Source organism: Cupriavidus gilardii (genome assembly GCF_008801915.1).
GTDB classification, from domain to species: domain Bacteria; phylum Pseudomonadota; class Gammaproteobacteria; order Burkholderiales; family Burkholderiaceae; genus Cupriavidus; species Cupriavidus gilardii.
The window spans coordinates 22,827-41,510 of sequence record NZ_VZOV01000006.1 but is presented as its reverse complement, the minus strand read 5'-3'; the positions used below and the strand labels follow the sequence as shown (position 1 = coordinate 41,510).

Below are 18,684 nucleotides of genomic sequence, written 5' to 3'. Positions count from 1 at the left end.
CCGTTCTGGATGGTCGGACCGCCGGCTCGCCGGCGGGTACTGCCGCTTGCATTCTTCTGCGTCAGTTTGCTGCAATGCAGCAAACTTGGCAAGACGGGGCCGGGGTGAGGCCCCTTTCGCTCAGTGCGCTTCTTCCCAGTTCGCGCCGACACCGGTCTCGGCGACCAGCGGCACGCGCAGCTCGGCCACGCCGCACATCAGTTCCGGCAGGCGCGTGCGCACCAGCTCCAGTTCGGCGGTCGGCACCTCCAGCACCAGTTCGTCGTGCACCTGCATGATCTGGCGCGTGCCGAGCGACTCGCGTTCGATCCAGTCCTGCACGGCGATCATCGACAGCTTGATCAGGTCGGCCGCCGTGCCCTGCATCGGCGCGTTGATCGCCGCGCGCTCGGCGGCCTGGCGGCGCGGGCCGTTGCCGCCGTTGATGTCCGGCAGCCACAGGCGGCGGCCGAACACGGTCTCGACATAGCCCTGCTCGCGCGCCGTCTGCCGGGTTTCTTCCATGTAGCGCGCCACGCCCGGATAGCGCATGAAATAGCGGTCGATATAGTGCTTGGCCGCCTCGCGTTCGATGCCGAGATTGCTCGCCAGTCCGAACGCGCTCATGCCGTAGATCAGGCCGAAGTTGATGACCTTGGCATAGCGGCGCTGCTCGCTGCTGACCGCATCGGCCGCCACGCCGAAGATCTCGGCCGCGGTGGCGCGGTGGATGTCGTCGCCGCGCGCGAAGGCGCCGAGCAGGTTCTCGTCGCCCGAGATATGGGCCATGATGCGCAGCTCGATCTGCGAATAGTCGGCCGACACGATCGCATGGTCCGGCGACGCGATGAAGGCCTCGCGAATGCGCCTGCCCTCTTCGGTACGCACCGGGATGTTCTGCAGGTTCGGCTCGGTCGATGCCAGACGGCCGGTCACCGCGGTGGCCTGGCCGTAGCTGGTATGCACGCGGCCGGTGGCCGGATTGACCATGCGCGGCAGCTTGTCGGTGTAGGTCGACTTCAGCTTGGACAGCGCGCGATAGTCGAGCAGCAGCCGCGGCAGCGGATAGTCCTCGGCCAGCTTCTGCAGCACCTCTTCGTCGGTCGACGGTGCGCCGCTGCTGGTCTTCTTGACGACCGGCAGCTGCATCCGCCCGAACAGGATCTCGCCGATCTGCTTCGGCGAGCCCAGATTGAACGGCTGGCCGGCGGCCTCGTAGGCGCGCTGCTCCAGTTCCATCATGCGCTGACCCAATTCGGCGCTCTGCGCGGCGAGGCGCGGCGCGTCGATCAGCACGCCGTTGCGCTCGATCTTCTGCAGCACCACCGACACCGGCATCTCGATGCGCTCGTAGACGTAGCGCAGGCCGTCGGCCGCCTCCAGCTGCGGATACATCTTGCGATGCAGGCGCAGCGTCACGTCGGCGTCCTCGGCCGCGTACTCGGTCGCGCGCGCCAGATCGATCTGGTCGAAGCACAGCTGGTTGACGCCCTTGCCGCAGACCTCTTCGTAGGTCAGCGTCTTCAGGTTCAGCAGCCGTTCGGCGAGGCTGTCCATGCCGTGATTGCGGTGCGAGGCCAGCACGTAGCTCTGCAGCATCGTGTCATGGCGAATGCCGCGCAGCGCGATGCCGTGGTTGGCGAACACATGGACGTCGTACTTCAGATGCTGGCCGACCTTGTAGCGCGCCGGATCTTCCAGCCACGCGCGCAGCCGCGCCAGCACGACGTCGCGCGGCAGCTGGCCGCGGCCTTCCATGCCGGCCACGTCGGGCCCCTGGTGCGCGACCGGGATATAGCAGGCGATGCCGGGCTCGACCGACAGCGAGATGCCGACCAGCTGCGCCTGCATCGGATCGATCGACGTGGTCTCGGTATCGATGCAGGTCAGCTCGGCGCGTTCGATGCGGCGCGCCCATTCCTCGAGCGCCGATTCGGTGACCACGGTCTCGTAGCGGATCTCGGCTGGCGGCGCTTCGGCCGGCGCCGCGTCGCCCGCTGCCGCGCCGGGCCCATCGAACAGGCTGCCCTGGCCCGCACCGTTGCGCGAGGCCGCGGCGGCGGCCTGCGCGCGCGCGTCGGGCAGCTTTTCGCCGGTCAGCTCGCGCAGCCACGTCTTGAAGCCGTAGCGCGAGAAGAACGCAACCAGCTTCTCCTTGTCCTCGCCCATGTCGCGCAGCGCATGGAAATCGGGGATCGGCTCGGACAGGTCGCAGTCGATCTTCACCGTCACCAGCTCGCGCGCACGCGGCAGCCACTCGAGCGTATTGCGCAGGTTCTCGCCGACCACGCCCTTGATCTTGTCCGCGTTGGCGATGATGCCGTCGAGCGTGCCGTATTCGGTCAGCCATTTGACCGCGGTCTTCGGGCCGACCTTGGGCACGCCCGGCACGTTGTCGACCGCATCGCCGATCAGCGACAGATAGTCGACGATGCGCTCGGGCGGCACGCCGAACTTGGCCAGCACGCCGGCAGGATCGAGGATTTCGCCGCTCATCGTATTGACCAGCGTGACGCTGTCGTTCACCAGCTGCGCCAGGTCCTTGTCGCCGGTCGACACCACGGTGCGGATGCCTTCGGCGGTGGCCTGGCAGGCCAGCGAGCCGATCACGTCGTCGGCCTCGACACCATCGACGACGACGATCGGCCAGCCCAGCGCGCGCACTGCCTCGTGGATCGGCTCGATCTGCCTGGCGAGATCGTCGGGCATCGAGGGGCGATGTTCCTTGTATGCGGGGTACAGCGCATCGCGGAAGGTCTTGCCCTTGGCGTCGAACACGCAGGCGCTATACTCTGCCGGGTAATCGTTGCGCAGCTTGCGCAGCATGTTGATCATGCCGTAGATGGCCCCCGTGGGCAGGCCTTCGCCGTTGCGCAGATCCGGCAGCGCGTGATAAGCGCGATACAGATAGCTCGACCCATCGACGAGCAGCAGTGTTTTAGGACTATCCGACATTCCCATGGACTCGAAATTGACTGGTGCCGCGGCAAGCGGTGATTCCACCGCCCCCGACCACGCCAACGGTGTGGCCGGCAGCCGCAGCAACCCCGTGACCGCGGCGGTCCGTGCCAACGAAGGCAAGATCACCACGGCTGCGGATATGGATGTGAACGTTACCGTCGGCCCCGCCGACGATGGCCCGGGCGATACCGCCTCGCCCGCCGATGCACCGGCGTCCGCCAAGGCGGCGCGGTCCAACCCGCGCAAGATGATTCCCAGCCTGCGTGCGCTGGCCGACGAAGACCGCGCGACCGCCAAGAAAGCGCGCGCCTCGTGGCAAATGTTCACGATTATGGCAGAGTTCATCGAGGCGACCGAGTACCTGTCCGAGGTCCGGCCGGCCGTCTCGATCTACGGCAGCGCGCGGCTGCGCGAGGATTCCCCGTACTACCAGCAGACCATCGACATCGCCCGGCTGTTCTCCGACGCGGGCTTCGCCGTGATCTCCGGCGGCGGCCCCGGCATCATGGAGGCGGCCAACAAGGGCGCGCACGCGGGCAAGTCGGCGAGCGTCGGCCTCAATATCGAGCTGCCGCACGAACAGCAGGGCAATCCGTACCAGGACATCGCCATGCGCTTCCGCCATTTCTTCACGCGCAAGGTGACCTTCGTCAAGAACTCGGACGCCTTCATCGTGATGCCGGGCGGCTTCGGCACGCTCGACGAACTGGCCGAGGTGCTGACGCTGGTGCAGACCGGCAAGTCGCGCGCGGTACCGGTGGTGATGGTCGGCAGCCGCTTCTGGAAGGGCCTGCTCGACTGGTTCCGCTTCACGCTGCTGCCGATGGGCCTGATCGCCGAGCACGACCTCGATCTGATGCAGATCGTCGACGAGCCGCACGAGGTGCTGGAAGCCGTCTACGACTACTACGAGCGCCGCGGCGGCGATACGCCGATCCCGCCGAAGGAAGAGATGTTCTACCTGTGAGTGGCGCCGGCGGGCCGCCGCCCGCTTGTTCCGAGTGCCCGAACCGCCTCGCCACGGGCCCGCGGGCGGCAGGAATTGCTAGAATGCAAGCCTGATGCCCGAGTCGCGCCCGGCCCCGCCGCGCGCGGCGCCCATTCGGATGCGCCGGCACGCCGCGCGCATCGCACAGGAGCCCGAGATGACCTCCCATTCCTTTCCGGCCGCCAGCGCGGACGAGCCGGAGCCCCTGCCCGGGGTTGCGCGACGCGGCCTGACGCTGGCCGCGACGGTGCTCGCGCTGATCGCCGCGCCGGCCGCGCTGGCACAGCAGTCCGCACAGCAGGCCGCCGACGACAACGGCGCGCTGACCCAGCAGGAACTGAACGAGATCAACAACCAGCCCATCGCGCCGTCGGCGAAGACCCAGCTCAATCATCCGCGCGAGCCGAGCTTCCAGCTGAACGAGGCCGATGGCACGCAGGTGCGCGAATACCGCGACCGCCGCGGCCAGCAGGTCGATATCGAAGTGAGGTCCGGCGCGGGCACGCAGTACCAGATGAGCCGTCCCGAGGACAGCTCGCCGCGCATCCGCGAACGGGAAGTCAATCGCGTGCCTTCGGTGCGCGTGCTGCAGTTCTGAGCCTGCCGCGGACGGGGCCGCCCCGTCCGCGCGCGCCATCCGACGTTTCACCGCTCCCGGCCCGGGGGTTCGCTTCCGGGCCGCGCCGGACGCCGCTGCCCGCGGCGCCACGGCATGCCGCGGGCCCTGCCCGCCGGCGCCATCCGGCTTTACATCCGGTTCCAACCAGACAAGACAGTATGGCTGTATTCACCACGGTCTCGCACGACGAGATCGCGCAATGGCTGCTCGACTACGACCTCGGTTCGCTGCGCGCGCTGCGCGGCATTCCCTCGGGCATCGAGAACAGCAATTTCTTCGTGACGATGGAGCGGGACGGCCAGACGCGCGACTACGTGCTGACCATCTTCGAGCGCCTGCATTTCGAACAGCTGCCGTATTACCTGCACCTGATGGCGCATCTGGCCAAGCGCGGCATCCGCGTGCCGGCGCCGATGCCGGGCAAGGACGGCGAGATCCTGCGCACGCTCAAGGGCAAGCCCGCCACCATCGTCACGCGGCTGCCGGGCAGCTCGCAGCTGTCGCCGAACGCGCAGCAATGCGCCGAGGTCGGCGACATGCTGGCGCGCATGCACCTGGCAGGCCGCGGCTATCCGCGCCAGCAGCCGAACCTGCGCAGCCTCGCGTGGTGGCGCGAGACCGAGGGCGAGATCCTGCCGTTCCTGGACGACAGCCAGCGCGCGCTGCTGCAGGACGAGCTCGCGTTCCAGAGCGCGTTCTTCGGCGGCGCCGACTATGCCGCGCTGCCGGGCGGCCCCTGCCATTGCGACCTGTTCCGCGACAACGTGCTGTTCGAGGATGCCGGCAACGGCCAGTCGAGGCTGGGCGGCTTCTTCGATTTCTACTTCGCCGGCGACGACAAATGGCTGTTCGATCTGGCCGTGACCGTCAACGACTGGTGCATCGACCTGGCCAGCGGCGAACTGGACGCGCCGCGCGCGACGGCGCTGCTGCGGGCTTATCATGCGGTCAGACCGCTGGACGCGGTCGAGGCCGCGCACTGGCAGCACATGCTGCGCGCCGGCGCGCTGCGCTTCTGGGTCTCGCGGCTGTGGGACTACCATCTGCCGCGCGAGGCCGACATGCTGCAGCCGCACGACCCGACCCACTTCGAACGCATCCTGCGCCGGCGCATCGCCGCCACCGCGCTTCCCTGGACCTGACGGGCGCCGCCGCCGGCAGCCCCGCTTGTCGCACCTGATCGCCGCACTGATTCGGACCCGATTCGTCATGCAACTACTGGAAGTCCCCGCCAAGGAAGGCTACGTCTGGTTCCGCCAGGGTCTGTGGCTGTTCCGCAAGAACCCGCTGACCTTCCTGATGCTGCTGTTCATTTATCTGATCGCCGCGCAGATCGCGATCTTCATTCCGCTGATCGGCATCGTCGCGCTGCTGGTGCTGACGCCGGGCCTGTCGGTCGGCATCATGACCGCGTGCCGCGAGGTGATCCAGAACCGCAAGGTGATGCCCACCGTGCTGCTGGCCGGCTTTCGCAGCAACGGCAAGCAGGCCGCGCGCCATCTGCTGATCCTGGGCGGCATCTATGCGGGGCTGGTGTTCGTGCTCAGCCTGATCGCCGGCACGCTGGTCGACATGCGCGCGCTGCTGCCGGTGCTGCTCAAGGAAGAGCCGCCGACCGAGGAGGCGATCCGCCAGCTGTATTACGCGCTGCTGATCGGCGCGGCGCTGTACACCCCGATCGCGATGTTGTTCTGGTTCGCGCCGCTGCTGGCCGCCTGGCACAACGTACCGCCGGTCAAGGCGCTGTTCTTCAGCTGGACCGCCTGCTGGCGCAATCGCGGGGCTTTCTTCACCTATGCGCTGCTGTTCGCGCTGCTGCTGGTGGCGGTGCCCTTCTTCCTCGAAGCGATCTTCAGCGCGTTCGGCGCCGAAGGCGTGCTGTCCTTCCTGGTCACGCCCTATTCGCTGCTGATGCTGGCGATCCTGTACTGCTCGTTCTACGCGACCTATCGCGGCTGCTTCAACATCGCGCCGCCGAACGGGGACACGCCGGCGGCCTGACACCCTGGGTCGCCTCCCCTCTCCCGCGCGGCAGAGGGGCCGGAAGAAAGGGGGCAAGCCGCGCTCGCCCCCCTCCACGCTCAATCGATCGCGTCCAGCTTCGCCACCGACAGCGCCAGCCACTTGGCGCCGTGGCGCTTGAACTCGATATTGGCGCGCGCGTCGGCGCCCTCGCCTTCCAGCGCCTTGATCACGCCCTCGCCGAACTTGTTGTGGAAGACCTGCTGGCCGATGCGCCAGCCCGATTCGGCCTGCCGCTTCTGGTCGGCGTAGCCGTTGCCGGTATCCATGCCGCCGGTCGCGCGGCTGCCGGTATAGGGCACGTCCTCGGCCCGCTTGTACCAGTCGCGCCCCCACGCGCTTTCGGATGACTGGCGCCGCTGCGCGCCGTAGCTCTGCGCCGGCGGCGTCAGCCACTTCAGGGCGCCCTCGGGCAGCTCGTCGAAGAAGCGCGAACGGATGTGGTAGCGCACCTGCCCATGCAGCACGCGGCTCTGCGCGAACGACAGGTACAGCCGCTCGCGCGCCCGCGTGATCGCCACATACATCAGCCGGCGCTCTTCCTCGAGGCCATCGGCGTCGAGCATGCTGTTCTCGTGCGGGAACAGCCCTTCCTCCAGGCCGGTGATGAACACCACATTGAATTCGAGCCCCTTGGCCGCGTGCACGGTCATCATCTGCACCGCGTCCTGTCCGGCCTGGGCCTGGTTGTCGCCGGCCTCCAGCGACGCGTGGGTCAGGAAGGCGACCAGGGGCGTCATCACCTCGGGCAGCGCCTCGGGGTCCAGCACCTGCTGCTCCTGGTCGCCCTCGGCCAGCGCGGGCAGCGGACGATCGAGGCTCTGCCGGCGGCTGACCGGGATCGCATTGGCCGGCGCGTCGAGGCCGTAGCCCTCCTCGACCACGAAGGCCTGCGCCGCGGTCACCAGTTCGCGCAGGTTCTCGATGCGGTCCTGGCCTTCCTTCTCGGCCTGGTAATGCGTGATCAGCCCGCTGGTATTGATCACGTATTCGACCGTCTCGGCCAGCGTCATCTGCCGGGTCTCGAAGCGCATCTGGTCGATCAGCCGCACGAACGACGCCAGCTTGCCGCCGGCCGCGCCGGCGACATAGGCGACCGCCTCCGACAGCGCGCAGTTGTACTGCCGCGCGGCGTCCTGCAGCGACTCGATCGAACGCGCGCCGATGCCGCGGGCGGGGAAGTTGACCACGCGGGCGAAGGCGGCGTCGTTGCGCGGATTCTCCAGCAACTGCAGATAGGCCAGCGCGTGCTTGACCTCGGCCCGTTCGAAGAAGCGCAGCCCGCCATAGACGCGGTACGGAATGCCGGAGGAGAACAGCGCGTGCTCGATCACCCGCGACTGCGCGTTGCTGCGATACAGGATCGCGATCTCCGCGCGGCTGGCCCCCTGCGCGATCTGGTCGCGGATCTCCTCGACCAGCCAGCTGGCCTCCTGCCCGTCGGTGCCGGCCTGGAACACCCGCACCGGCTCGCCGTGGCCCGCGTCGGTGCGCAGGTTCTTGCCGAGCCGGCGCGCGTTGTGGGCAATCAGGTGGTTGGCCGAGTCCAGGATATGGCCGTGCGAGCGGTAGTTCTGCTCCAGCTTGATCAGATGGCGCACGCGGAATTCATGCTCGAAGTCGCGCATGTTGCCGACATTGGCGCCGCGGAACGCATAGATGCTCTGGTCGTCGTCGCCGACCGCGAACACCGCCGCCGCATTGCCGGTGCCGAAGCCCGCCAGCAGCTTCAGCCACTGGTACTGCAGCACGTTGGTGTCCTGGAACTCGTCGACCAGCACATGGCGGAAGCGGTGCTGATAGTGCTGGCGGATCGCGTCGTTGTAGCGCAGCAGCTCGTAGCAGCGCAGCAGCAGCTCGGCGAAATCGACCACGCCCTCGCGCTGGCACTGCTCGTCGTAGGCCGCATAAAGATCGACGAAACGGCGGTTGAAGTCGTCGTTGGCCTCGACGTCGGCCGCGCGCAGGCCCTGCTCCTTCGCGCTGTTGATGAAGTACTGCAGGTTCTTGGCCGGGTACTTCTCGTCGTCGACATTGAGCGACTTCAGCAGGCGCTTGAGCGCGGACAGCTGGTCCTGGCTGTCGAGGATCGAGAAGGTCTGCGGCAGGCCGGCATCGCGGAAATGCGCGCGCAGCATGCGGTTGCACAGGCCGTGGAAGGTGCCGATCCACATGCCGCGCGTATTGATCGGCAGCATCGACGACAGCCGCGTCTGCATCTCCTTGGCGGCCTTGTTGGTGAAGGTCACCGCGAGGATGCCCGCCGGCGACACCCGGCCGTTCTGGATCAGCCACGCGATCCGCGTGGTCAGCACCCGCGTCTTGCCGCTGCCCGCGCCCGCCAGGATCAGCGCCGGTTCGTCCGGCAGCGTGACGGCGGCAAGTTGTTCGGCGTTCAGATTGGCAAGCAGGTCGGACATCGGGAGGGGCCTTGAGGAATCGGGCCATTATAACGGCGCGCCCCTCTCCGGCCCCCGCCACCGCTGCCCGTCGCGCCGGGCCGCGGCCCTGCCCTGCGCCCTATGGCACCGCCGCGCCGTCGCGCCCGCGCGGCTCGAAGCACGGCGCCAGGCAGGCCTTCAGCAGGCGCCGGGCCTCGGCGTGGATGCGCTCGCGCACGGCCTCGTCCTCGCCCTCGCCCAGGTCCATCAGCGCGGTCAGCACCTCGATCGCGCAGCGCGCGGTAAGCCGCGCGTCGTCCTCGGCGACCTGCTGGTTCTGCATCAGCCAGCGCGCCAGCAGTTCGGCGACCTCGCGGCTGGTGGCATCGTGGATGCGGCGCAGCTCCGGCGACGACTGCATGGCCCGGCGCAGCGCGATGCTGCCCGGCTGGCGGCTGCGCGCGCTGCGCACCTGGTCGAACACCGCATCGACCACCGCGCGCCAGTCCGCCACCGTCCCCGCCGACGGCAGCACCGACAGCGAATCGGCCGCGCGTTGGCGCATCTGGTGCTCGAACAGCGCGTTGATGACCGACAGCTTGTTCGGAAAGTACTTGTACAGCGTCGCGATATTGATGCCCGCGCGGCTGGCGATCAGATTGGTGGTGATCCGCTCGACGCCGACCTCGTCCAGCAGCGACGCGGTGGTATCGAGAATGCGTTCGAAGGTGACCCGGCCGCGCGCCCGCACCGGAGCCCGGCGCAGGCGCAGCAGCAGCGGCGCCAGGCTGTGGCCGGCGGCGCCTCCCTGATTGTGTTCGTTTTCGTTCTGGCTCATGTCCACGACCCGGCCGTCGGCCGACTGCACCGCCGGGCCCGCCCGCGCCCCGGCAACCCGCCCGGACCGCCATGCGGCGTCCCCTGCCCGAGCCCCCAACGCAGACGATAGGGCCCGCGGCGTGCCGCGACCGTGCTCTAGCGAACGCATCGGCGGTGTCGAAGCGGCGATACTGCGGTTCGTCCTGCGGTGGATATGAGGCGGCGCGCGGCGGGCAGGCGCGCCCCGCATGGGCATTTTGGGCGTCACCGAGCGGGCTCCCCTATAATTTAGGGCTTGTCTCCCTTTGGCCGCGCCCGCCAGGCGCGCACCAGACCGCGAGAGCCGCACCGGCTCGCTCGGCCTTCACGCATCGATCGACATCCCAGCATGACCGCCCAAGACCAGTCCCTAGCCAAGAGCTTCGAACCCGCCGCCATCGAGGCCAAATGGGGCCCCGAGTGGGAAAAACGGGGCATCGCCAAGCCCACCCTCGACCCGGACCGGCCCGATTTCGCCATCCAGCTGCCGCCGCCCAACGTCACCGGCACGCTGCACATGGGACACGCGTTCAACCAGACCATCATGGACGGCCTGGCCCGCCACGCGCGCATGCGGGGCGCCAACACGCTGTGGGTCCCCGGCACCGACCACGCCGGCATCGCGACGCAGATCGTGGTCGAGCGCCAGCTCGACGCGCAGGGCGTCTCGCGGCACGACCTCGGCCGCGAGGCCTTCGTGCAGAAGGTGTGGGCCTGGAAGGAGGAGTCGGGATCGACCATCACGCGGCAGGTGCGGCGCATGGGCGCGTCGATCGACTGGAGCCGCGAATATTTCACGATGGACCCGAAGATGTCGCGCGTGGTCACCGAGGTCTTCGTCCGGCTGCACGAGCAGGGGTTGATCTACCGGGGCAAGCGGCTGGTCAACTGGGACCCGGTGCTGGGCACCGCCGTATCGGACCTGGAGGTCGAGAGCGTCGAGGAGGAAGGCTCGCTCTGGCATATCCGCTATCCGCTGGTCGAGCCCGACACGCGCACCGGCCAGACCCATCTGACGGTGGCCACCACGCGTCCGGAAACGATGCTGGGGGACGTCGCGCTGATGGTCCATCCCGAGGACGAGCGCTACGCGCACCTGATCGGCAAGATGGCGAAGCTGCCGCTGACCGATCGCGAGATCCCGGTGATCGCCGACGACTACGTCGACCGCGAATTCGGTACCGGCGTGGTCAAGGTCACGCCGGGTCATGACTTCAACGACTATGCGGTCGGCCTGCGCCACAACCTGCCGCAGATCTCGGTGCTGACGCTGGACGCGAAGATCGCCGACAACGCGCCGGCGCAGTACGTGGGCCTGGACCGCTACGAGGCGCGCCGCCGCATCGTCGCCGACCTCGACGCGCAGGGCCTGCTGGTCGAGGTCAAGAAGCACAGGCTGATGACGCCCAGGAGCGAGCGCACCGGCAGCGTGATCGAGCCGATGCTGACCGACCAGTGGTTCGTCGCGATGAGCAAGCCGGCGCCCGAGGGCACCTTCTACCCCGGCCGCTCGATCGCCGAGGTCGCGCTCGATGCCGTGCAGAGCGGCGAGATCCGCCTGATCCCGGAAAACTGGGTCAGCACCTACAACCAGTGGCTGGCCAATATCCAGGACTGGTGCATCTCGCGCCAGCTGTGGTGGGGCCACCAGATCCCGGCCTGGTACGACGAGGCCGGCAACTGCTACGTCGCGCGCACCGAAGAGGAAGCGCGCGCGCAGGCGCGGGCGGCCGGCTTCGAAGGAACGCTGCGCCGCGACGAGGACGTGCTGGACACCTGGTTCTCGTCGGCGCTGGTGCCGTTCTCCTCGCTGGGCTGGCCCGAGCAGACGCCCGAGCTGCAGCACTTCCTGCCGTCGTCGGTGCTGGTCACCGGCTACGACATCATCTTCTTCTGGGTCGCGCGCATGGTCATGATGACCAAGCACTTCACCGGCCAGGTCCCGTTCAAGGACGTGTACGTGCACGGCCTGGTGCGCGACTTCGAAGGCAAGAAGATGAGCAAGTCCGAGGGCAACACGCTCGATCCGGTCGACCTGATCGACGGCATCGAGCTGCCCGAACTGCTCAAGAAGCGCACCACCGGCCTGCGCCGGCCCAAGGATGCGCCGAAGATCGAAGCCAAGACGAAGAAGGAATTCCCCAACGGCATTCCGGCCTTCGGCGCCGACGCGCTGCGCTTCACCTTCGCCTCGCTGGCCACGCTCGGCCGCAACATCAACTTCGACACCGGCCGCTGCGAGGGCTACCGCAACTTCTGCAACAAGCTGTGGAACGCGACCCGCTTCGTGCTGATGAACACCGAGGGGCACGACTGCGGCATGGGGCCGTGCAACCAGGACTGCGGCCCGGACGGCTATCTCGACTTCTCGCAGGCCGACCGCTGGATCGTGTCGCTGCTGCAGCGGGTCGAGGCCGAGGTCGACAAGGGCTTCGCCGAATACCGCTTCGACAATATCGCCAACGCGATCTACAAGTTCGTCTGGGACGAGTATTGCGACTGGTACCTGGAGCTGGCCAAGGTGCAGATCCAGAACGGCACGCCGGCGCAGCAGCGCGCCACGCGCCGCACGCTGCTGCGCGTGCTCGAGACCGTGCTGCGTCTCGCGCATCCGATCATCCCGTTCATCACCGAAGAGCTGTGGCAGAAGGTCGGCCCGCTGGCCGGCCGCGGCAAGGGCGACGGCAGCGAGTCGATCGCGCTGCAGCCCTACCCGCTGGCGGCCGCCGCGAAGATCGACGAAACGGCCGAGGCCTGGGTCGCGCAGCTCAAGGCGATGGTCGATGCCTGCCGCAACCTGCGCGGCGAAATGAACATCTCGCCGGCGCAGCGGATCCCGCTGTACGCGCACGGCGACAACACGTTCCTGCACGCGGCGAAGGACTATATCCAGGCGCTGGCGAAACTTTCCGAGGTCCGCGTCTTCGAAGACGAGCAGACCCTGATGGCCGAAGGCGCCGGTGCCCCGGTCGCCATCGTCGGCGGCAGCCATCTGCTGCTGAAGATCGAGATCGACGTCGCCGCCGAACGCGTGCGCCTGGGCAAGGAGATCCAGCGCATCGGCGGCGAGATCGCCAAGGCCCGCGGCAAGCTGGCCAACGAGAGCTTCGTGGCCAAGGCGCCGGCCGCGGTGGTCGAACAGGAAAACCAGCGGCTGGCCGATTTCGAGCAGACGCTGGCCAAGCTGCAGGACCAGTTGCAACGGCTGCCGGCATGAGGTCGGCCGCCGGCGTCGGTGACGGCGTCGGCGGCGATCTCGATGTCGGTGTCCGGGCCGGCCTCGAGGCCGGCAGCGTGGTTCAGGGCATGCGCCTTGCTTTGACGCAAGGCTGACGACATCAAAACTGAGAAGGAGCCTCTTTTATGGAAACCCGCGTCACCAAGGCCGTATTCCCGGTAGCCGGGCTCGGCACCCGTTTCCTGCCCGCTACCAAGGCGAGCCCCAAGGAAATGCTGCCCGTGGTGGACAAGCCGCTGATCCAGTATGCGGTCGAAGAGGCGATGGCTGCCGGCATCACGGAGATGATCTTCGTGACCGGCCGCTCCAAGCGTGCGATCGAGGACCATTTCGACAAGGCCTACGAGCTCGAGGTCGAGCTGGAGGCGAAGAACAAGCAGGCGCTGCTCGAAGTCGTCCGCTCGATCAAGCCGTCGCATGTGGAATGCTTCTATGTGCGCCAGCCCGAGGCGCTCGGGCTGGGCCATGCGGTGCTGTGCGCCGAGAAGCTGGTCGGCGACACGCCGTTCGCCGTGATGCTGGCCGATGACCTGCTCGACGGCCAGCCGCCGGTGATGAAGCAGATGGTCGACCTCTACAATCATTACAACTGCTCCATCCTAGGTGTGGAAGAAATTGCACCCGAGCAGAGTAAATCTTACGGCGTGGTCGATGGCCGCGAGTGGGACGAAGGCGTGATCAAGGTCGCCGGCATCGTCGAGAAGCCGGACCCGGAAGTGGCACCGTCGAACCTGGGCGTGGTCGGCCGCTACATCCTGACCCCGCGCATCTTCGAACATATCCGCAACCTGAAGCCCGGCGCCGGCGGCGAGTTCCAGCTGACCGACGCGATCCAGTCGCTGCTGGGCCAGGAGCAGGTGCTGGCCTACCGCTACCAGGGCGTGCGCTACGACTGCGGCAGCAAGCTCGGCTATCTGAAGGCGATGGTCGAATTCGCGCTGAAGCATCCCGAAGTCCGCGACGAGTTCGGCAGCTATCTGCGCGAGCGGATCTGAGGCGCCCTTGCCCTCTCCCCCCGCAAGCGGAAGACGGGAGAAAACCAGCGGTTCCTGCCATCGCACACTGGGTACCGGGTTCTCCCTCTCCCCTCACGGGGAGAGGGCCGGGGAAAGGGCCGAGGAGAAGGGTGGTATCGCGCGCCACGCCGGAGCACCAAAACAAAAGCCGCCCGAGGGCGGCTTTGTCGTTTGCGACGCGGTCTGCTTACCGGCGCTTCATGTAGAACACGAAGACCTTGTCGACCTCCTGGTGCGACAGCAGCTCGTTGCCGGTCTGCTTGGCGAAGGCCTGGAAGTCGCGGGTCGCGCCCGGGTCGGTGGCTAGCACCTTCAGCACTTCGCCGCTCGCCATATCGGCCAGCGCCTTCTTGGTCCGCAAAATCGGCAGCGGGCAGTTCAGCCCGCGCGCGTCCACTTCCTTCTGGAACTCCATGGTCTCTTCCTTGCTTCCTTGGTATGGGCGATGTCGGCAAGCCTTCCGTGAGGCTTCATGGCCGGTATTGTAGCGTCGCGCCGGTGCCCTCCGCCCGCGCAGCCTCGCGCGGGTCGGGGATGTCCTCGCCGGTCTGGCGGTCGAAGAAGCGCACCGGATAGCCGCGCGCCGCCAGCCAGTCGGCCACCGCGAAGCCGGTGCCGGCACTCCAGATCCGCATCTTTTCCGGCGCCACCAGCTTGTAGTCGGCCAGCTCCTCCGACAGCGCGATGGTGCCGGTGGCGCGCACGTGATAGGCGATGATCAGTTCGTTCTTGCGCATGAATTCGTAGACGCCGATCAGCGACACCGACTGCGCATCGAGATTGGTCTCTTCCTTCAGCTCGCGCGCCACGCCGGCCTCCGGCGTTTCGTCGCGCTCCAGAAAACCGGTGACCAGCGCGTACATCGACGGCGGCCACGCGGCATTGCGTGCCAGCAGCAGCTTGCCCTCGTACTCGACCACGGCGGCCAGCACGGGCAGCGGGTTGTCCCACTGGACGAACTGGCAGCCGTCCTGCACGCAGGCCATGCGTTCGCGCCCGGACATCGGCAGCGCCACCAGCGGCGTGCCGCAATGGGGACAGTAGCGATAGGAGGGCATGGCTCGATTCCTGTTTGCGGTTTGCTCAATGCTGTTAGAAGGCGCAGCGCGCCGGAGTCAGACCGCGATCACGCGGCGCAGACCTGGCGCATGTCCGCCGCCAGCGCCTCGACGGTCTCGGGCTGCAGATCCCACGAGCACATGAAGCGGCAGCCGCCGGCGCCGATGAAGGTATAGAAGCGCCAGCCGCGCGCGCGCAGCGCCTCGATCGCAGGCAGCGGCAGCTCGGCGAACACGGCATTGGCCTGGGTCGGGAACATGATGCGCACGCCGGGAATGCTGGCGATGCGATCGTGCAGCAGCTGCGCCATCGCATTGGCATGGCGCGCGTTGGCCAGCCACACGTCGTTCTCCAGCAGGCCCAGCCACGGCGCCGAAATGAAGCGCATCTTCGAGGCCAGCTGGCCGGCCTGCTTGACGCGATAGGCGAAGTCCTCGGCCAGCTTGCGGTCGAAGAACACCACCGCCTCGCCGACCGGCAGGCCGTTCTTGGTGCCGCCGAAACACAGCACGTCGACGCCGGCGCGCCAGGTGATCTCGGACGGATGCACGCCGAGCGACGCCACCGCGTTCGCAAAGCGCGCGCCGTCCATATGGACCCGCAGCTGGCGCCGCTTGGCGATCGCCGAGATCGCGCGCACTTCCTCGACCGTATAGACGGTGCCGACCTCGGTCGACTGCGTCAGCGACACCACCTTGGGCTTCGGATAGTGGATGTCGTTGCGGCGCGTGACCAGCGCCTCGACCGCGTCCGGCGTCAGCTTGCCGTTGGCGCCCGGCGCGGTCAGCAGCTTCGAGCCGTTGGAGAAGAATTCCGGCCCGCCGCATTCGTCGGTCTCGATGTGCGCGAGCTCGTGACAGATCACGGAGTGATACGACTGGCACAGCGCCGACAGCGCCAGCGAATTGGCCGCCGTGCCGTTGAACACGAAGAACACTTCGCAGTCGGTCTGGAACAGGTCGCGGATCCGGTCGCAGACCTTCTGCGTCCACGAATCGTCGCCGTAGGCCTGCTCGTGCCCGCTGCCGTTGGCTTCGAGGAAGTACTTCAGCGATTCCGGGCAGAAGCCGGCGTAATTGTCCGAGGCGAAATGCTGCATGACGGTTCCGTACAGGGGCGCGACGCGCCGGTTCGTGGATGCCCGGGGAAAGAAACGAGGATGGCGATGATGCCGAGGATTGCGCGCGTTACTTCTTGTCGGCCCACAGCTCGCCGCCGGTGGCCCAGTTCTCGCGCTTGACGTCGGTGATGATGATGTCGACCGCGCCGGCCGAGCAGCCGAGGGTTTCGCAGGTGACGCGGGTCACTTCCTCGACGAACTTGCGCTTCTGCTCGACGGTGCGGCCCTCGAACATCTCTACGTGGAAAGTCGGCATGGATGGCTCCTGTTGTTATCGATGGATGGTGCGCGGACTGCGGCGGTCGCGGCCTCAGTCCCGAAAGGAAGGATCGATTTTATCGAGTTTGCGCAGCAGCGACGGCCATTCCAGCGCGCCCTCGACGGCGCCGCCGTCGTCGAGCTGCGCCGAGGTCCGCGTCGCGACCTCGACCGTGGGCAGCACCACGCGCGTCGCGGTCAGCGCGCCGAGCTGGATTTCGCAGGCCTTGATCAGCGTGGCCATCAGCACATAGGCCTCGGCCACGGTACGGCCGACCGTCAGCGTGCCGTGGTTGCGCAGCAGCATCGCGGGATGGCCGCCCAGCGAGGCGGTCAGCCGCGCGCCCTCGGCCGGCGTGAAGGCCAGGCCCTCGTAGTCGTGATAGGCGAGCCGGCCGTGGAAGCGCATCGCATGCTGCGACAGCGGCAGCAAGCCGTCGGCCTGGGCCGATACGGCAACGCCGGCGGTATTGTGCAGGTGCATCACGCAGACCGCGTCCGGACGCGCGGCGTGCACTGCCGCGTGCAGCGCAAACCCGGTCACGTTGACCGGGTGCGCGCTGTCGCCGACGACCTCGCCGCGGCCGTTGATCTTGACCAGGTCGGACGCGCGGATCTCGTCGAAGGCATGGCCGAACGGATTGATCAGGAAGTGATCGGGCTCGTCCGGCACCGTGGCCGAGATATGCGTGTAGATCAGGTCGTCCCAGCCGGCCAGCGCGGACAGGCGATACGCCGCGGCCAGGTCGACGCGCACGCGGCGCTCCGCGTCCGACATGGCGGCCGGAGCGTTGGCGGAAGCGCCGGTGGCGCGGGCGGGTTGCAGGGCGAAGGACATCGATGGCTCCTTGCGCGCTCGGCGATGCCGGCCCGGAAGCCGGCCGCCGATGGCGGCGAAGGCGATACTGTAGCCGAAGCGCGCGGGCCCGTGGACCGCCCCCGCGGACTCAGGCCTGCGGCGCCGCGGCGGACGGCAACGGGGCGACCCGGCGCAGCCACAGATAGATCAGCGCGCCGACCAGCAGCGCCAGCGCCGCCCCCGCCAACGACGCGGCAAAGCCGCCGGTGCGGGCCACCAGCGCGGTCGCGAACGGCGGCCCGACGATCTGCCCGAGCCCGTAGGCGGCCGTCATCAGCCCGATCAGCCGCGGCGCCTGGTCGCCGGCGAGCCGCCGCGCCTCGTGCATGGCGAACAGCACCAGCGCGGTGAACGGCAGGCCGGCCAGCAGGCTGCTCAGCGCGAAGCCGGCCAGCGTCGGCCATACCGCCGCGATCGCGACGCCCGTCGCCTGCATGCCATAGGCCAGCGCCAGCAGCACGCGGTTGTCGTGCCGCACGCCGATGCGCACGGCCGTCAGCGCGCCAAGCGCCACCGCGACGCCGAACAGCGGCCAGAACAGGTCCGCCCACAGCGAGCCGGGCATCGCATCGCGCGCGATCACCGGCAGGAAGGTCGCGGTGATGATGTAGCCGAAGCCCGCCAGCCCGTAGGCCACGGTCAGCGCCCAGGCCTCGCCCGACATCGCCGCCATCCGCGCCGGTGCGGCGGCGGCCGAGGCCGACGCCGGGGCCGTGCGGGGCGCCGCGTCGGGCCGGAAGATGCGCCATACGGCCGCCACCAGCAGCAGCGCCAGCACGCCGAACGCGATCCAGCCCCAGGCCGCGCTCCAGTTCATGCCGACCATGCCGAAGGCCGATACCCCGGTGGCGACGATGCCGATGCCCGGCCCGCAGAAGATCAGGCCGCCGAGCGCCGGCTTGCCCGCCTCGGCCAGCCGCTGCATGCACCAGGCCGCGGTATAGACCAGCACGAACGCGCTGGCGACGCCGGCCGCGGCCCGCCACAGCGACCACGACAGCATGCCCAGCGGCAGCGCCATCGCCAGCGTCAGCGCGACGGTGGCGGCCAGCCCCCAGCGCACCATGCGCGCCGCATCGGGGCGGATCAGCAGGCAGGCCAGCGCGCCGGCGAAATAGCCGATGTAGTTCCAGGTCGCGATCCAGCCGCCCTGATGCAGCGTCACGCTGCCGTCGTGCAGCATCATCGGCAGTAACGGGGTGAAGGCGAAGCGGCCGATGCCCATGGCGACGGCCAGCGAAACGAGGCCGCCGAGCGCGACCGCCCAGGCGCCGGGACGGCCGGCCTGGCTGCCGGCGAGCGCGCCGTCGACCAGCTCGGGATTGC

General features: G+C 68.3%; 15 protein-coding genes. 6 read left to right on the top strand and 9 right to left on the bottom strand.

Going from position 1 to position 18,684, the window contains the following annotated elements; all coding sequences use genetic code 11:
- Positions 1–120: 120 nt before the first annotated feature.
- Positions 121–2,934 carry a DNA polymerase I gene (polA, locus tag F7Q96_RS09875; protein ID WP_053822243.1) on the bottom strand — a complete coding sequence of 938 codons (2,814 nt, stop codon included), beginning with the start codon at positions 2,932–2,934 and terminating at the stop codon, positions 121–123.
- A 4-nt stretch (positions 2,935–2,938) separates the two neighbouring features.
- Between polA and F7Q96_RS09870 the strand changes: the two genes are divergently transcribed.
- The 4 genes from F7Q96_RS09870 to F7Q96_RS09855 all read left to right on the top strand — a co-directional run bounded on the left by F7Q96_RS09870 (position 2,939) and on the right by F7Q96_RS09855 (position 6,548).
- Positions 2,939–3,907: an LOG family protein gene (locus F7Q96_RS09870; protein ID WP_151022577.1), complete on the top strand. Its 969-nt coding sequence runs from the start codon at positions 2,939–2,941 to the stop codon at positions 3,905–3,907.
- Between the two features lie 178 nt (positions 3,908–4,085).
- The gene (locus F7Q96_RS09865; RefSeq protein ID WP_390884864.1) at positions 4,086–4,526 is read left to right on the top strand and encodes a hypothetical protein; all 441 of its coding nucleotides are present in this window, start codon (positions 4,086–4,088) and stop codon (positions 4,524–4,526) included.
- 179 nt (positions 4,527–4,705) lie between these two features.
- Positions 4,706–5,689, top strand: a complete 984-nt coding sequence (locus tag F7Q96_RS09860; protein WP_053822244.1) for a homoserine kinase — start codon at positions 4,706–4,708, stop codon at positions 5,687–5,689.
- Between the two features lie 67 nt (positions 5,690–5,756).
- Complete coding sequence (locus F7Q96_RS09855; RefSeq protein ID WP_053823160.1) at positions 5,757–6,548, top strand: BPSS1780 family membrane protein; 792 nt, start codon at positions 5,757–5,759, stop codon at positions 6,546–6,548.
- An 80-nt stretch (positions 6,549–6,628) separates the two neighbouring features.
- Here F7Q96_RS09855 and F7Q96_RS09850 read toward each other — a convergent pair whose 3' ends face one another.
- Complete coding sequence (locus tag F7Q96_RS09850) at positions 6,629–8,989, bottom strand: UvrD-helicase domain-containing protein (protein WP_053822245.1); 2,361 nt, start codon at positions 8,987–8,989, stop codon at positions 6,629–6,631.
- A gap of 100 nt (positions 8,990–9,089) precedes the next feature.
- Complete coding sequence (locus F7Q96_RS09845; RefSeq protein WP_158507265.1) at positions 9,090–9,788, bottom strand: TetR/AcrR family transcriptional regulator; 699 nt, start codon at positions 9,786–9,788, stop codon at positions 9,090–9,092.
- 369 nt (positions 9,789–10,157) lie between these two features.
- On the opposite strand from F7Q96_RS09845, the gene F7Q96_RS09840 reads away from it, so the two are divergent.
- Both F7Q96_RS09840 and galU read left to right on the top strand, forming a co-directional pair.
- On the top strand, positions 10,158–13,025 hold the full coding sequence (locus F7Q96_RS09840; RefSeq protein ID WP_151022573.1) for a valine--tRNA ligase: 2,868 nt from the start codon (positions 10,158–10,160) through the stop codon (positions 13,023–13,025).
- 146 nt (positions 13,026–13,171) lie between these two features.
- Positions 13,172–14,041 (top strand): UTP--glucose-1-phosphate uridylyltransferase GalU, encoded by an 870-nt coding sequence (gene galU, locus F7Q96_RS09835; protein ID WP_006578933.1) that lies wholly within the window; start codon positions 13,172–13,174, stop codon positions 14,039–14,041.
- 208 nt (positions 14,042–14,249) lie between these two features.
- On the opposite strand, the gene F7Q96_RS09830 is transcribed toward galU, so the two are convergent.
- From F7Q96_RS09830 to F7Q96_RS09805, 6 genes are all read right to left on the bottom strand, one after another.
- Complete coding sequence (locus tag F7Q96_RS09830; protein WP_006578930.1) at positions 14,250–14,477, bottom strand: sulfurtransferase TusA family protein; 228 nt, start codon at positions 14,475–14,477, stop codon at positions 14,250–14,252.
- A gap of 55 nt (positions 14,478–14,532) precedes the next feature.
- Positions 14,533–15,120, bottom strand: coding sequence for an NUDIX domain-containing protein (locus F7Q96_RS09825; RefSeq protein ID WP_053822247.1), 588 nt, complete (start codon positions 15,118–15,120; stop codon positions 14,533–14,535).
- Positions 15,121–15,188: 68 nt separating this feature from the next.
- Entirely contained in the window at positions 15,189–16,220 is a 1,032-nt protein-coding gene (locus tag F7Q96_RS09820; protein WP_053822248.1) for a threonine aldolase family protein, read from the bottom strand.
- Between the two features lie 88 nt (positions 16,221–16,308).
- A complete protein-coding gene (locus F7Q96_RS09815; RefSeq protein WP_006578927.1) occupies positions 16,309–16,497 on the bottom strand; it encodes a 4-oxalocrotonate tautomerase in 189 nt (62 codons plus the stop codon).
- A gap of 54 nt (positions 16,498–16,551) precedes the next feature.
- Positions 16,552–17,337, bottom strand: a complete 786-nt coding sequence (locus tag F7Q96_RS09810; RefSeq protein ID WP_053822249.1) for a class II aldolase/adducin family protein — start codon at positions 17,335–17,337, stop codon at positions 16,552–16,554.
- A 109-nt stretch (positions 17,338–17,446) separates the two neighbouring features.
- Entirely contained in the window at positions 17,447–18,673 is a 1,227-nt protein-coding gene (locus F7Q96_RS09805) for a YbfB/YjiJ family MFS transporter (RefSeq protein WP_249041664.1), read from the bottom strand.
- Between the last annotated feature and the right edge of the window lie 11 nt (positions 18,674–18,684).

Bases quoted from the DNA above. Each gene is read 5' to 3' on its own strand.
- F7Q96_RS09810 (WP_053822249.1), bottom strand. From the start codon at position 17,337: ATGTCCTTCGCCCTGCAACCCGCCCGCGCCACCGGCGCTTCCGCCAAC.
- F7Q96_RS09870 (WP_151022577.1), top strand. From the start codon at position 2,939: ATGGACTCGAAATTGACTGGTGCCGCGGCAAGCGGTGATTCCACCGCC.
- F7Q96_RS09850 (WP_053822245.1), bottom strand. From the start codon at position 8,989: ATGTCCGACCTGCTTGCCAATCTGAACGCCGAACAACTTGCCGCCGTC.
- F7Q96_RS09820 (WP_053822248.1), bottom strand. From the start codon at position 16,220: ATGCAGCATTTCGCCTCGGACAATTACGCCGGCTTCTGCCCGGAATCG.
- F7Q96_RS09845 (WP_158507265.1), bottom strand. From the start codon at position 9,788: ATGAGCCAGAACGAAAACGAACACAATCAGGGAGGCGCCGCCGGCCAC.
- F7Q96_RS09865 (WP_390884864.1), top strand. From the start codon at position 4,086: ATGACCTCCCATTCCTTTCCGGCCGCCAGCGCGGACGAGCCGGAGCCC.
- F7Q96_RS09860 (WP_053822244.1), top strand. From the start codon at position 4,706: ATGGCTGTATTCACCACGGTCTCGCACGACGAGATCGCGCAATGGCTG.
- F7Q96_RS09840 (WP_151022573.1), top strand. From the start codon at position 10,158: ATGACCGCCCAAGACCAGTCCCTAGCCAAGAGCTTCGAACCCGCCGCC.
- F7Q96_RS09830 (WP_006578930.1), bottom strand. From the start codon at position 14,477: ATGGAGTTCCAGAAGGAAGTGGACGCGCGCGGGCTGAACTGCCCGCTG.
- F7Q96_RS09825 (WP_053822247.1), bottom strand. From the start codon at position 15,120: ATGCCCTCCTATCGCTACTGTCCCCATTGCGGCACGCCGCTGGTGGCG.
- F7Q96_RS09815 (WP_006578927.1), bottom strand. From the start codon at position 16,497: ATGCCGACTTTCCACGTAGAGATGTTCGAGGGCCGCACCGTCGAGCAG.
- F7Q96_RS09855 (WP_053823160.1), top strand. From the start codon at position 5,757: ATGCAACTACTGGAAGTCCCCGCCAAGGAAGGCTACGTCTGGTTCCGC.
- galU (WP_006578933.1), top strand. From the start codon at position 13,172: ATGGAAACCCGCGTCACCAAGGCCGTATTCCCGGTAGCCGGGCTCGGC.
- polA (WP_053822243.1), bottom strand. From the start codon at position 2,934: ATGTCGGATAGTCCTAAAACACTGCTGCTCGTCGATGGGTCGAGCTAT.